Annotated in this window: 9 protein-coding genes and 1 pseudogene; 8 read left to right on the plus strand and 2 right to left on the minus strand. The window is 56.3% G+C overall.

Going from position 1 to position 14,634, the window contains the following annotated elements:
• The first annotated feature begins 96 nt into the window (after positions 1-96).
• Positions 97-3,180: a hypothetical protein gene (locus MGLY_RS07870; protein WP_156272848.1), complete on the plus strand. Its 3,084-nt coding sequence runs from the start codon at positions 97-99 to the stop codon at positions 3,178-3,180.
• Positions 3,181-3,194: 14 nt separating this feature from the next.
• Positions 3,195-5,588 (plus strand): S-layer homology domain-containing protein, encoded by a 2,394-nt coding sequence (locus MGLY_RS07875; protein ID WP_156272850.1) that lies wholly within the window; start codon positions 3,195-3,197, stop codon positions 5,586-5,588.
• A 301-nt stretch (positions 5,589-5,889) separates the two neighbouring features.
• On the opposite strand, the pseudogene MGLY_RS07880 reads toward MGLY_RS07875, so the two are convergent.
• Positions 5,890-6,911 (minus strand): annotated as a pseudogene (locus MGLY_RS07880) (Rpn family recombination-promoting nuclease/putative transposase).
• A 120-nt stretch (positions 6,912-7,031) separates the two neighbouring features.
• Complete coding sequence (locus MGLY_RS07885) at positions 7,032-7,478, minus strand: GreA/GreB family elongation factor (RefSeq protein WP_156272852.1); 447 nt, start codon at positions 7,476-7,478, stop codon at positions 7,032-7,034.
• A 446-nt stretch (positions 7,479-7,924) separates the two neighbouring features.
• On the opposite strand from MGLY_RS07885, the gene ftsE reads away from it, so the two are divergent.
• The 6 genes from ftsE (at position 7,925) to MGLY_RS07915 (ending at position 14,510) form a co-directional block, all read left to right on the plus strand.
• Positions 7,925-8,617, plus strand: coding sequence for a cell division ATP-binding protein FtsE (gene ftsE, locus MGLY_RS07890; RefSeq protein ID WP_156272854.1), 693 nt, complete (start codon positions 7,925-7,927; stop codon positions 8,615-8,617).
• Positions 8,607-9,494 (plus strand): permease-like cell division protein FtsX, encoded by an 888-nt coding sequence (gene ftsX / locus MGLY_RS07895; protein WP_156272856.1) that lies wholly within the window; start codon positions 8,607-8,609, stop codon positions 9,492-9,494. Before ftsE ends, ftsX begins: the two co-directional genes overlap by 11 nt.
• Before the next feature lie 25 nt (positions 9,495-9,519).
• Positions 9,520-10,653 (plus strand): murein hydrolase activator EnvC family protein, encoded by a 1,134-nt coding sequence (locus tag MGLY_RS07900; RefSeq protein WP_156272858.1) that lies wholly within the window; start codon positions 9,520-9,522, stop codon positions 10,651-10,653.
• A 67-nt stretch (positions 10,654-10,720) separates the two neighbouring features.
• Positions 10,721-11,884: a S41 family peptidase gene (locus MGLY_RS07905; protein ID WP_156272860.1), complete on the plus strand. Its 1,164-nt coding sequence runs from the start codon at positions 10,721-10,723 to the stop codon at positions 11,882-11,884.
• 590 nt (positions 11,885-12,474) lie between these two features.
• Positions 12,475-13,032, plus strand: coding sequence for a cysteine hydrolase family protein (locus tag MGLY_RS07910; RefSeq protein WP_156272862.1), 558 nt, complete (start codon positions 12,475-12,477; stop codon positions 13,030-13,032).
• 44 nt (positions 13,033-13,076) lie between these two features.
• Complete coding sequence (locus MGLY_RS07915; RefSeq protein ID WP_156272864.1) at positions 13,077-14,510, plus strand: RtcB family protein; 1,434 nt, start codon at positions 13,077-13,079, stop codon at positions 14,508-14,510.
• Positions 14,511-14,634: the final 124 nt, after the last annotated feature.

Here is a 14,634-nt window from a genome sequence, read left to right on the forward strand (position 1 = left end):
GAGGAGGTGGGAGTAGCAAAGAGAGGGTAGATACGGGTGCACCGGTGACATCCATATCGAGGCAGCTAAATCTCAGCGAGGAGGGTATTGAAAAGAGTGAGTGCGCAATCTTTGACTAAAAGTTTTAAAAAGGCGCGCAGAGCCGTAGCCGTAGTGGCGGTCCTCGCCCTGCTTTTGGCGCTACTGCCGGCGGTGCCGGCGATGGCGACTGCAGCGAATGTCAACGTGTCTCCAAGTTCCGGCAAGGCAGGCGCCGTTGGGAGCTATACTATTACCTTCAGTTCCGACACTTCAGTTAATCCAGGCGACCAGATCGCCGTAATTTTCCCCAGCGCGTTTGGAGACGCGAATGCCGCGGTGGAAAAGGTTACGGTAAACGGTGCAGTGTACAGCTTCAGTGCCCAGCGCCAGGCGCCCGGAGTGTGGTCCCTATACTACACTGGAAGCCAGGCTATTCCGGCGAACGTTTCCTACGCGGTTTACTTCAACAATCTAGTGAACCCCACCACAGCAGACAGTTATCAGATTACGGTCCGCGCCCCCTATCCCACCGATGCCGGGAGTTCGGCAAGTGTAACGATCACTCCAGCGGATCCTGTTAAGCTGGTGATCCAGGGTCTCACGGATGAAGACGGTAGTGCACCTGGCATCCAGATAACGGTCGGTAGCACCCAGAATTTGGTTATCACACTGGTCGACCGGTACGGCAACGTGGGCGCAGAGAACAGCACCGGCAAGGACATCCACGTAAAGCTGACCGATACCGATACCCAGGCTAACTTTGGTAGCAACCAAGAAGTCGAGGTAACAATTGCGCAAGGAGCCACGCAAAATACTGCGGCGTGGACGCCCAAGACCGCTGGCACGGTGACCATCACCGCCACCGACGTGACGGAAAACCCGAACCCGCAGATGCAGGCGGCTTCGGTGGACGCGCAGGTGCGTGCTGCCGCTCCCGCTAGCATTCTGCTGGACGGACCCAGCTATCTCGATAAGGACGCAGAGGGTGCCTATAACGTCACTTTGAAGGATGCCTATGGGAACACGGCCCCAGCACCAGCAGGTGGCATCACCGTTACCCTGGCTGCCAGCCCCGGTGATGGCGTAACTTTCACACCCAGCAGCGTTGTGATCCAAGAAGGTCAAAGCTCAGGCACCTTCAAATTCAAGAGCAGCAAGGCCGATATGTACAACATCACGGCGTCAGCTACCGGTCTGGTGCAGGCCGAAAAGAGGGTCGCCGTGGGCGTGACCGTCCTGAGTAAGCTTGCCGTCACCGCACCGGCTACGGGCGAGGTTGGTATTGCCAACGAAATCACCATCGAGTTAAGAGACCAGTTCGACAAATCGTTTGCCGCTCCGAACGACCTGACGGTCACCCTGAGCACCGACAAAACCGGTACCTTCTACGACAAGCCCTCGAACGGTACTAGCATCCTCAGTGTAACCGTTCCAAAGGGCCAGAGCAGCGTCAAGGTCTACTACGTGCCCGGCACCAACGCCGTTGGCGCTCACAAGCTGATCTTCTCGACTGTTCAGCTTTTGAGCGACGGGCGCTCTACAGGTACCACCGTCACGGCTGAGGCCACCATCAACGTGGGCACCGGCGCTGAGCTTAGCCTCGTGGTGAGCGGGCTCAACTTCACCGCCGGCCAGCGGGGCGAGGTCACCATCACGGTTAAGGACGGCCACTACAACGACGTTCCTGCAGGCCCGAACGGCCGTGTGGTCTACCTGGAAACCGAGAGCCCGACCGGCAAGTTCTACTCTGCTGCTGAGGGCGGCGACCCGATCACCCAGGTGACCATCCCGGCAGGGCAGGCAAGCGTGAAGGTCTACTACGTGGACACCGAGAGCTGGACCAAGAAGGCTATGGCCGACGGTAAGCTTTCATCCGCAGCTGTTTCGGATAGTGGGCTTTACAGCTACACTGTGGCCTTCCGCTCTGAGGGTGTGATTGGCTTCTCCGGAAAGGCTATCGTCAATCCGGACGAGGCCAAGGCCATCACCCTGGACATAGCGCAGCAGGATGTGAACGCGGTGCCCGATTCGATTTGGACCCAGATCGGTTCCAAGATCGGCGCCACCGACCTGATCGGTATTGCCAAGATGCGCGTCGGCGTGGTCGACCAGTACGGCAATCCTGTGCCGCAGAACACGCTGCTTCGCATCTCGGTGAAGAACGACTCGCCGTCGGCGTTCCTCTGGGTTGACTACGCGGAACTCGAGAACGGCGAGTGGGCTGAGGAACACGATGCCTGGCTCATCGTCACCGCGCCTAGCACGTACAACGTGACCGCTTCTGCGGGCGGCTTCGAAGCCGTCTCGAAGCAGGTCGTCTTCGAAGAGCCGTCCCTAGAGATCGTAGCTCCGGCTACGGCCCTGCCCGACACCCGCGTGCCGGTGATGGTAAGGCTCACCAACCTATGGGCTTCCGGCCGTGACCTCGAGGTTGACCTTGCCACCAGCACGACGAACAGCGCCTTCTACGCTACTGATCAAACCGCGGAGCCCATCACCCAGGCAGTCATCCAGGCATATAACAGCGAAGTCACCGTATACCTCGAAAGCGACGACCCGCTGGGCACCGCAGTTGAGCTCACCGCCTCCATCGCCGACCTTAACCTGACGGCAAAGGCAACTATCAACCTCGGCAGGAGTGCTGATGGTACTACGACGCTGAGCCGCGGCTGGAACATCGTCTCCACGCCGTGGACGCTGGCTGAGGGCAAGAACACTATCGATCAGGTTCTGTCCCATCCCGAGTACGTAGAGCAGGCCTACGGCTACGCCAATGGGCAATGGTATCAAGTGACCACCGCGGATCCAGCGACCATGGAACTCCGACCGCTGGAGGCGCTGTACGTGAAGCTCAAGGGTGCCACCGACGCGGCCTTCTGGGCGAGGCGCGGCCTGGGCACGCCGCCGGTGCGGGATCTGGCGGCTGGCTGGAACCTGATCGGCAACCCGGCGAGTAGTGCAACGGGAGCGAACGAAGCTCTCTCCAGCATCACTGGCAGCTACGCGGTGGTGATCAACCCGGCCGGTTGCAACCAGGGTGACTGGGTCTATACCCCGCAGACGGCAACGGTACCTAACATGGAAGCTTTCCGCGGCTACTGGGTCTACATGACCAAGGCCGATAAGTTGGCTGGCCAGGCTATGCCGCCGCTGGAGTAGGGGGTAGGTAAGGAATGCGCAGGCAGCGCCACGTAAGGCTCTTGAGCATGTTGGTGGTCGCTGCCCTGCTCTTAGCGGTGATGGGCGGAGGGCTGGCCCTTGCGCAGGGCACGCCCTCCGCACCCGTCTTGCCGCAGAGCTTCTGGGGCAGCGTGAAGGACGCGAGCGGTAATCCCATTATCTCTGGGACCGTGGAGGCTTGGATGAGCGGCATGAAGCAGGATAGTATCGCCATCGTCAACGGGCAGTACGGCGGTCCTGGTGGTTTTGATGAAAGGTTAGTCGTTCAAGGGACAAGCGAGGAAGTAGGTAAAACCATTGAATTTTATGTGAATGGTGTCAAAGCTAATGAAACGTACCAGTACGCGCCAGGAGAAAAAACGAACCTTAACTTGACCGTAGCTGGAGCACCCCAGCCTCCCCAAGATACTACCCCACCAGCGGTGGTCAGTACGGATCCGGCTGACGGTGCCACTGGAGTTGGGGTTGATAAGACTATCAATGTAACTTTCAGTGAAAGCATTCAGGCAGGAGATGCAAAGGAAGGCGTTTTAGTTAAGGACTCCGCGGGCAACGCGGTGGCTGTGAACACAAGCATCGAGGGCAATATTCTCAATGTAAAGCCAAGCACAAGCCTCGCATACAATACCAAGTACACCGTAGCCATCCCCGCCGGCGCTGTGAAAGACGCGGCGGGTAATAACCTAGCGCAGGCCTACGTGTTCAGCTTCACCACCTCCCAGGCAGTAACGAAAGTAGAAATAAGCGTGCCTTCTGATGGCAAGCTGGACAACTTCACCATGCCGCCTGGCGCTTCCAGCGTAGTTTTGAACCAAGGCGGCGCTCAGATGGAAATCCCGCAAGGCGCTTTTAGCGGCGCAGCAGCAATCACTTTCAAGCCTGTGGATAATACTGGGCTTCCCGGCGCCAGCTCGATAGGCCAGGTCTTTGAAATAAAGATCGAGAAAGTGACCCTTTCCCAACCGGTGACCCTGCGACTGCCTGCACCGGCCGGCGATCGGGTACGGGTGTTTAAGCTGGTAGGCGGCCGCTGGGTTAACCTTGGAGGCACCGTAAGCGGTGGATATGTAGAGGTAAGCCAGAACTTTTTTAGCCTCTTCGCCGCTGCCAATGCCCCGGCACCTCCTACAGCCAGCCCGGAACCCGGCAGCTACACTGGCAGCGTGCAGGTGACCCTTTCTGCGGAATCTGGCGCCACTATCCTTTACGGGCTTAACGCTCCCCCGCAGAACACCTACACAGCGCCCATAACGCTGACCTCGAACGGTACCATCCGGTCGGTGGCAGTGAAGGACAACCTCACCAGCGATGAGGTGAACTTTGCCTACACCGTAACCACTTCCACCGGCAGCAGCGGGGGCGGCGGTGGCGGTGGTGGGGGAGGCGGTGGCGGCGGCTCGACCACCCCTTCCACCAACCGGGTAGAGCAGCCCATCCAGTCCAGTGCGGCGACGGTAGCTGAACTCTCCGGCGTCGCCCGCGTTGACGTGCCGGCCGGGGCGGTTTCCGGCACGGGCGCGACCATCGCCGCCGAGGTGAAAGACGACTCCCTGGCCGCCCAAGCCGGCATGCCCCTCATCAGCAAAGTCGTCGACGTGACCCTGAACAACGGTACCTTGAGCGGGCAGCTAACCATCACCCTCTACTACGATAAAAGCAAGCTCGCCGCCGATCAGCAACCTGTGGCCTGCTATTACAACGCCAGCCAGGGGCAGTGGGTGCGCCTTGAAGGTAGCGTGGACGAAAATGCCGGCACGGTGTCAGTCACTGTCGACCACCTCACCACCTTCGCCGTCTTCGCCGCGGCCAAGGAAGAAACGCCGCCGGTGACCTTCAAGGACATGCAGGGCCACTGGGCCACCGGGACGGTCAGCCGCCTCGCGAGCATGGGCGTCATCTCCGGCTATCCAGATGGTACCTTTAAGCCTGACATCCAGATCACCCGGGCGGAAGCCACCGCCATCCTGGCGCGGGCGCTGAAGCTGGCTCCGGGCACCGAGCAGGACCTGAAATTTAAAGACAACGCCGCCATACCAGACTGGGCCCGTGGGGTCGTCGCAGCGGCTGCCAGGGAAGGGCTGGTGAAGGGTTATCCCCAACCGGACGGCTCGGTAACTTTTGAGCCCGGCCGCTCCATCTCCCGGGCGGAGCTGGCCGCCATAGTGGTCCGCATCCTGGCCATGAAGTCGGGCGCCCCGGCGCCGGCCGAGCTCAAGTTCACCGACACGACCAGCATCCCCGTCTGGGCGCGCCGGAGTGTGGCCCAGGCTGTAGCCAGCGGAATCGTCGCCGGTTATCCCGACAACACCTTCCAGGCCGAGCGACCCGTCACCCGGGCGGAAGCCGCGGCCATGATCCTGCGCCTTCTGGATAAGATTGGAACCTAGGGAGGCCAGTAAAAGTTGCAAGAAGCAAACCAGAAATAACCGTTAAAGAAAAGGCAAAAGGCGGGGCAATTTAAAGCCTCGCCTTATTTTGTTGCGGATAGTAAAGTTTGGCTGACTGTCCGGGGCTCCTGCTCTTTGTTAGCAGCGCCCCGGTTTTATATACAGAGTAGACTGCCAGCGGCCCCTGACTTGAGTGGAATTCCCAACCGGTAAAGGCAAAATTACCGGCGACCGGATGGCATGGATCTGGCAGATAAAAGCCGTCTGGATGACAGGACCCGCCTCAAAATATCGGGCAAAATCACTGTTCCAGCTGTTTCTTCAACACGGCGATCTCGTCCGGAGTAAGCCCCGTAGCTTTAACAATGGTCTCTATATCGACGTTGAGCAGCAGCAGGTTCCGGGCTACTTCTCGTTTGCCCTCCAATTTTCCTTCCAGTTTTCCTTCCAATTTACCTTCCAGTTTCCCTTTCTGTTCGCCTTCTTTTAAGCCTTTTAACAAAGCCTGCTGTTGCATCTCTTCCAGGGTTATTTCCAGGTTGTAAATCATCCGTTCCACCTCCCAGGGATTGCTTGCGTCCAGGATGCCGTCGATTTTTGCGCTAAAATCTCCAGGTATTCTGGGCTTGACGACGTTCTTCAGCCAGGTCGTAAAATGGCGGAACTCATCAGGCGTGAGCCGCCTTAAAATACCTGATAGTTTCTGCAACCTTCCAACCAGGTCTTCCGGGTGCATCCTCTGGTCCAAAAGAAAGATGCCGGCTATCAGATTGGCCACCCTGATTAGCTCTTCTTCGTTGTAACGGTTGACGTCAAATAGCAGGTAGCGGTAGTCCAGAAAATGCCCGCTGAAGTCTTGGTAACCGTCTAGCATTTCTTTGAAGGAGAGCGCCGCCGTCCAGGAGCCGGCCCCGTTGTAGAGCACCGCCGGGATGATGGGCGGCAGGCGGAAATGCTTGCTCTCCCGCTCGTGCTGCGGGGTGTTGTTGTAGATTTCCCGCCAGATTTCAACCATATAGAGCAGCAGCCGGAAAGGGATCAGGTAGTCTACCGTTGACTGCAGCTCCAGCAGGACGTAAAAGATGACGTTTCTATCTTTGGTCTTGAGCCGGTAGACGATATCGGCTTCTTTCTCGCTGAAATCCTGGAGGACGTAGGACTTGTTCACCAGATGAGGTCGTCGGCGTCAATGGCCTCCACCCAGTCTTCCCGGACGAAGGTCTTCAGCAGTTCCAGGAATACCCTTTTGTCGGCCAGGAGCTGCCTGTAACCCTTGTCGTGGGGGTGGTGGGGAGGCCGGGGTTGCCCTTCATTTTCCGGCAAGGGATCACCTTCTTCTGGATTTTATTATAGCATATTTTTGTGGTATGACCGGTGGGGAGAGATATTCGCTGGCACAAAAACGCTAACGGGTGTAGCTATAGAATGCATAAAGAAGGTTTATTAGCCACCTCGCAGTTGAATGGATTTTATTTTGTAACGGAATACCCCGCCCGGTGCATTTACTTCTACTTCATCACCGACTTTTTTTAATAATAATGATTTGCCTACCGGTGATATATATGAGACATCTCTTTCCCCTATACTATTATGAAAGGGATTCACTATGCAAAACTTAAGAACTTCCTGGGTGTCCAAGTCTTGAACTTCAACTTCACTACCGATAGTGACAAAGGGGACTTGACCGCCCGCAGTTTGTGACTTATTTACATTTCTAATAAGCTGGTCAATCTGTTTTATATAATCTTCAATAAGCTTCACAAACTCATTACGTTCTTTTGACGGCTCAGGGAAATATTGTTCAACAAGTTTATTCTTCCCTTCCTCGACTTCTACCAAGTGTTTGACTAAATTTTCAAAGGTAGCTTTCGACAAGGTAACCTTAGCCAATTTAATTCCTCCCAGCATTTGCCCATTAAATGGAAAATCCCATATAAAGCGTAAGGGCGCTTCGCCATAGCGGCGGAGCACCCATTTCAATTACAATATACCATCAGAAACAATCATTGTCAACGGAGTATGATATTGCCATTTAATACAAGGGGTTAAAGTTTCTGGTATTTTCAAAAACAATCCATAACAGTATCGGTAATGTACCATGGACCAAAGTGGTGTACCCCAGCCAAGGCGGGCAGCCCTGCGCTTTAACTCCCTAACGTCCTTTTCGGTAACCGGAGGGTTACCGATATTAGATAACGATGAGACTTTTCTCATCCAGATTGATAACAAAATCGATAGACAAATTATTACAATAACCACCAACCAAAAGGATTCTCGCCATTTGTGTCGAAAACAACCCATGTGGTTGTTTTTTCTTTTCCCCTGGAGGTGCTGGTTTGAGTTTAATCCAATTTTATAATGTTACCAAGGTTTACCCGCCGCATATTACCGCTCTCGATGACCTCAGCGTGAAGATAGATAAAGGCGAATTTGTTTTCCTGGTAGGGCCCAGCGGGGCCGGGAAGACGACCTTTATCCGGCTCCTTTTCCGGGAAGAAGTGCCCACCAGGGGGCAGATTCTCATTGGCGGCCGGAGTATTGCCCGTCTAAAAAGGAGTGAAGTACCTTTTTTGCGGCGCAATATCGGCATCGTTTTCCAGGATTTCCGCTTACTACCGGAATGGACTGTTTTTGAAAATGTAGCCTTTGCCTTACGCGTGATCGAAGTTTCTCCCCGGGAAATTAAACCACGGGTCGAAAAGGCCCTGGAACGGGTGGGTTTGAGCAACCGGGCGCGGATGTTTCCCCACCAGCTGTCCGGCGGCGAGCAGCAGCGGGCGGCCATCGCCCGGGCCATCGTCAACAACCCCCGCATCCTGGTGGCCGATGAACCTACCGGCAACCTTGACCCGGCAACATCCAGGGAAATAATGAAGCTCCTGGAAGAAATAAACTACCAGGGGACCACCGTGATCATGGCCACCCATGCCTGGGATATTGTCAACAGCATGCGCAAGCGGGTTATTGCCCTGCAACAGGGCCGGCTGGTACGGGACGACCGGGAGGGGGCCTACGGTTATGAAGCTTAGAACGGCCGGCTATTTTTTCAAACAGGCCGGCATATCTTTGTGGCGCAATTTCTGGATGAGCCTGGCGGCGGTGGCCAGCGTGGCCATCTCCATGTTTCTCCTGGGAGCCTTTTTGCTCCTAGTCTTTAATGTCAACTATATTGCCGCTAACCTCCAGTCCAATGTCGAAATCGCCGTTTTTCTCCAGGTTGATACCCCGCGCCAGGCAGCTTACCAGGTCCGGGACCAGGTCAAGGCCATGCCCGGCGTGACGGAGGTAACCCTGGTTCCTAAAGAAGAAGGTTTGAAGCAATTAAGCCAGCAATTTGGCGGCGAAGAGGAGCTCTTAGGGGCTACTGGCGGCGTCAACCCCCTGCCCGACTATTTGCGGGTCCGGGTGGCCGACCCGGAAACCATTCACGAAGTGGCGGGGGCTATTGCGAAGCTGCCAGGGGTGGAAAAAGTAAATTACGGCCAGGAGATTGTCGATCGCCTGTTTGCGGTAGTGCGCTGGCTGCGCTGGCTGGGAGCGGGCATTATTCTCGTTTTGGGGCTGGGGGCCCTCTTCCTGATTATCATCACCATCCGCCTGACAGTTTACTCCCGCCGGCGGGAAATCAACATCATGAAGTATGTAGGTGCAACCGACTGGTTTATTCGCTGGCCCTTTTTCCTGGAAGGCCTTTTCTTAGGGCTGGTGGGCTCCGGGTGTGCGGCCCTGGCCATTTATGCCGGTTACAGCCTGCTCTTAACCAGGGCGGGGGCGGCCCTGGTTTTCATACCCCTCCTCAATGACCGGGGACTGTTGTTAAACAGCGTTTTGAGTCTGGTGGCCGGAGGTGCCCTGGTAGGAGCCCTGGGCAGCCTCCTCTCTATCAGGCGTTTCCTGAAGGTCTGATCTAGCGCAGAAGGGAGGTGAAGCCATGCGCGGTAAAGTTACGGCCTGGTTGATCCTGGCGGTTTTTGCCCTGGGTATGCTGCCGGCCTACGGTGCTACCCTGGATGAACTGCAAAAGCAGCAACAGCAAATCCAAAAGAATATCGAGGACCAGCAAAGGCTCCTGGAGCAGAAGAATGATGAAGGCGAAGCCCTCCTGCGGCAACTGCAGCAATTGGAACAGGAGATCAAGGAAAAGGAAGCCCAGATAGCCAGGCTGGACCAGGAACTGAACGCCGCCCAGGCGCGCGTCCAGCAGGCAACTCTCAAGCTGCAGCAGGCCGAAGCGGCCCAGGGAAAACGCATGGATATATTGCGGACCCGCCTCAAGGATATCTACCAGGTGGGCCAGGTAAATTACCTGGAAGTCCTCCTCCAGTCCACCAGCCTGGAAGATTTCCTGGTGCGCATGGAACTCCTGGCCAAGATCGCCCAGGGTGATATGAAGCTCATCCAGGAGATCAAGGCTGAACGGGAAAAGATTGCCGTCCAGAAGGCCGAGCTGGAAGCCGAGCGGGATAAGATTGCCCAGCTGCGGCGCCAGGCCGACGGGGAGCGGGTGCAGCTGGCTTCCCGCCAGGAAAGCCGGCGGCAGCTCCTGGCCCAGGTCGAGGCCGAGAAAAAGCGGGTCGCCGCGGCCCTGGATGAAATGGAAGCCCTGGCCCGCCAGATTGCCGCCAAAATCCGGGCCGAGCAGGCCAAAAGCAAACGCCAGCTGGCACCTGGTGGCACCAAAGGTATGCTCTGGCCGCTGCCGGGTTATACGGATATTTCTTCTCCCTTTGGCTGGCGCATCCATCCCTTGCTGAAGACCAGGCGCTTCCATGACGGCGTTGATCTCCCGGCTCCTGCGGGGACGGAGATCATCGCCCCGTTAGACGGCCAGGTCATATCTACCGGCTACCTGGGGGGGTACGGCAATCACATTGTCATTGATCATGGCGGGGGGTTGTCCACCATGTACGCCCACCTGTCGGCAATCCTGGTCCGGGAGGGCCAGGAGGTAAAGAAAGGCCAGGTAATTGGCCGGGTAGGTTCAACGGGTTGGAGTACAGGCCCTCATCTCCACTTTATGGTCCTGCTCCAGGGTGAGCCCACCAACCCCATGAATTATTACTAATCTCTATCCCTGCTACATAAATTAAAGTATGGGTTCAGGGAATGTTTTAGAGCAGGCGGTGGTTGGCGTGGCAAAGATCTGGCGACAGGTTACCAACGGGCTACTGGTCCTTTGTGTCCTGGTCACCCTGGCCCTGGGGGTGGGGGTGGCGACCCACTTCCAGGAAGTAGAGCAACTGGTTAAGACCTATACCCTGTTGCGCTTCCAGGCGCTGGAGCCCATCAACACGGACAAGCTTATGGAAGGGGCCATCAGGGGCATGGTGGATGCCCTTGATGACCCTTATTCTACTTATCTTGATGCTAAAACCTACCGGCACCTCCAGGAAAGCGTTAGCGGCAGTTATGGCGGCGTTGGCCTTTTGATTACCCTGGATGAGAAAGACAAGAGGCTGATGGTGGTTTCTCCTTTTAAGGGCACCCCGGCCCAGCGGGCGGGGATTAAAAGCCGGGATTATATCGTCGCCATCGACGGCCGCGATACCACCGGTATGGACCTGGAGACGGCCTCCAACCTGATGCAGGGGCAGCCGGGCACCAGGGTCGAACTCACCATCCTCTCCGCCGGCGAGAGTAATCCCCGCAAGGTAACCCTGACCCGGGAGATTATCAAGGTACCGACGGTGGATGGCAAAATACTTCCCGGCCATCCCGGCACCGGTTATATCAGCCTGACCATGTTCAATGAACAGACGGCCGGCGACCTGGGGCGGCAGCTGAACGAACTGCGCCAGCAGGGGATGCAGAAGTTGATCCTGGATTTGCGCAATAACCCCGGCGGCGCCCTGCCGGCGGCCGTCGATGTGGCCAGCTATTTTGTGTCCAGAGGGCCGGTGGTTTATATCGCCGACCAGAAAAATACCGAAGCCCTCATGGCCCGGGGGTATGCCCAGCCCCTGCCCCTGGTGGTCCTGGTGAATAAAGGCAGCGCCAGCGCGGCGGAGATTGTGGCCGGGGCCATCAAGGATACGGGCAGCGGCACCCTGGTGGGCGAGACGACTTTTGGAAAAGGTATAGTGCAGACGATCTTCCCCTTACCCGGCGGCGGCGCGGTGAAGATCACCACCCACAAATACCTGACCCCTGGCAAGCATGATATAAATAAGAAGGGGATTACCCCCGATTACGTAGTCCCAATGGACCCCCAGCTGGAACAGCAGGTCCTGGCCCGCGCCCCGGACCTGGAGCGGGATGTCCAGTTGCAGAAGGCGCTGGAGGTGCTGGGGAAATAGGATATACTCCGGAAAGGTTCCCGAGAATCCACAATCCTTGTAATTACTTGCTTGTCCTTCACAATCTGTTTCCTGTATGGTATAATTTTCCTTGAACATACAGGTTCGTATCTTTAGCTGTTTCAGCTGGGGGTTAAGGTATATACATTTAGATCGGGAACAATTGCTTAGAAAAAGCAAACAGTGGAAAAGATTTAACGCCTGGGAAGTGAAGGAGGCCAAAGTCGAAACTACCGAATTGTCAGCGGTATTCGACTGGTTTGGCGCAGCCTGGGAATTAGCGCGAAAACTTAATCCTGCCTGGGCTGAAGGAAAAATTGACACGAATAAGATTCGGCGTATACAAAAAATGAGAGCTGCCTTAGCTCAGTTAGGAAATTGTAGCGGGGTATTTTTTAATGGACGCTCTCGAACGTAGTTTAAAGCAGATAACCACTTTTTTACAGTATTTTATTTAGAGTGTTTATCAAGATGACCGGTGCAGGCAGGACAATTATCGGAAGAGAGGACTTCCGCGGGGGCATATTTTATATTTTACTACTATAGTACCCCCTTTTTTTATAACTGGAACAGGGAGGATGAGAACTGATATGCGCCACATTCTCTTTGTCATCGACATGCAGAATGATTTTGTCGCCGAAAGTGGGGCTTTAAGTTTTCCCGCTGCTAAGGAAATAATACCTTTCATAACAGGCAAAGTGAAAGAAGCCCTATCCCAGGGGCAGGAAGTGCTTTTTACCCTTGATACCCATGCCCCCGGTGATGCCGAATTTCAAAAATTCCCGCCCCATTGTTTAGAGGGAACCCCCGGCCAGGCCCTGATCCCTGAGTTACAGGCGCTGATTGCCCCTTATGAGGGGACAGGGCAGATTAAATTGCTCAAGAAGAACCGCTATAGCGCTTTCTTTAACACCGATTTAGATGCCTGGCTGGGGCTGACGCCTGGCAGCCCTATGGAAAAGGTGAGCCAGGTCGACCTGGTGGGCGTATGTACTAACATTTGCTGCTTTTTTACGGCTGAAGAGCTGGCCAACCGTGATATTCCTGTCCGCGTCCTGGCAGAAGGTATGGCTTCTTTTGACCTCGAAGCTCACCGCTGGGCCCTGGACCAGATGCGGCGGGTTCTGGGGCTCCAGGTGGTTGAATAATGGCCTGCCGGAGTTAACCGGGCCTGTTTTCTGGAGAGGATCATATGCCGGAAAAGCTACAACTGGTAGCCAAAAACTGCTATATTTACCGGGCTGGAGACAGCCCGGTAGCGATTCATGTTTACCTGAGTAAAAAACTCCTGGCCACTTTTACGGAGACTGAGGCCCTGGAGCAGCTTTATAACGCCTCCCTCTTACCCGGGGTAGTCGGGCCGGTCATCGGCATGCCTGATATCCATACCGGCTACGGCCTGCCTATCGGCGGGGTGATGGCTGCCGACTACGAGCGGGGCGTCGTCTCTGCCGGGGCGGTGGGGATGGACATCAACTGCGGCGTGCGGTTATTGACTACCAGAATCCCGGCCGCTGATATAGATCGGGCCATGCTTACAAAGCTGCTGGCAGCCATTGCCCGGCGGGTGCCGGCGGGAGTGGGGCGTATCAGCCAGGTTAAAGAACTGCGCCGGGCTAGCCTGGAAGCCGTTGCCGCCGGCGGCGCCGGGTACTTTATCAGAGAGGGTTTTGGCCGCCGGGAGGACAGGGAGAGGATAGAAGATGGCGGCTGCCTTTCGGGAGCCGACGTAGCTGCCGTGAGCAAGGCGGCGCGGGAGCGGGCCGACCAGCTGGCCACCATCGGCGGCGGCAATCACTTTGTGGAAATCGGCAAGGTGGCGGCCGTCCTGGAGGAGGGGCTGGCCGCCGGCTTCAGGCTCCAGAAGGACCACCTCTACATTTTAATCCATACCGGCAGCCGGGGCCTGGGCCACCAGATTTGCACCGATTACAGCAACCTCATGTGGGCCAATGCGGAACGAAACGGTACGCCGGCACCGGTCAAAGGGCTGGCCTGCGCTCCCATCGCTGCGCGCGACGGCCAGAATTACCTCAAGGCCATGGCCCTGGCTGCCAATTATGCTTTTGCCAACCGCCAGCTCATTACCCACTTTGTCCGGGAAGGTTTTGTTGAAGTGTTAAAAAAGCCGGAGGAAGAACTGGGCCTGGACCTTCTCTATGACGTGGCCCATAACATTGCCAAAAAAGAAAAGCATGGTGCCAGGTGGCTTCTAGTCCACCGCAAGGGGGCGACCCGGGCCCTGCCCGCAGGGCATGGGGACAATCCCGGCTGCTACCTGGCAACGGGACACCCGGCCATTATCCCGGGAAGCATGGGGACAGCCTCCTATGTGGTGGTAGGGACGGGCGAGATAAATAAGACTTTCTGCTCGGTCAACCACGGTGCCGGCCGGGTTATGTCCCGGAAAAAAGCCCGGCAGGAATTTTCCCGGGAGGATTTATTGAACCAGATCGGCGGTGTCGTTATCGCTGCCCGGGATATTAAATTTTTAAAAGATGAAGCGCCCCTGGCCTATAAAGATATCGATGCGGTTGTCGCCACCCTGGCGGAAGCCGGCCTGACCCGGCCGGTGGCCAGGCTGCAGCCCCTGGGGGTGCTGAAGGGTGAAGGGGAGGAAGCTTAAGAAAGCGAGATGGCCGTTAGTGTGGACGTATGACCTGTAGATATAGCATTGAATAAGGCGTTTAAGTGATCATGCTAAAATTTTTATCGCAAAACTTTCAGGCTCAAATCTTTGGCAGGCAGGG

The organism is Moorella glycerini (assembly GCF_009735625.1).
Classification (GTDB): domain Bacteria; phylum Bacillota; class DSM-521; order Neomoorellales; family Neomoorellaceae; genus Neomoorella; species Neomoorella glycerini.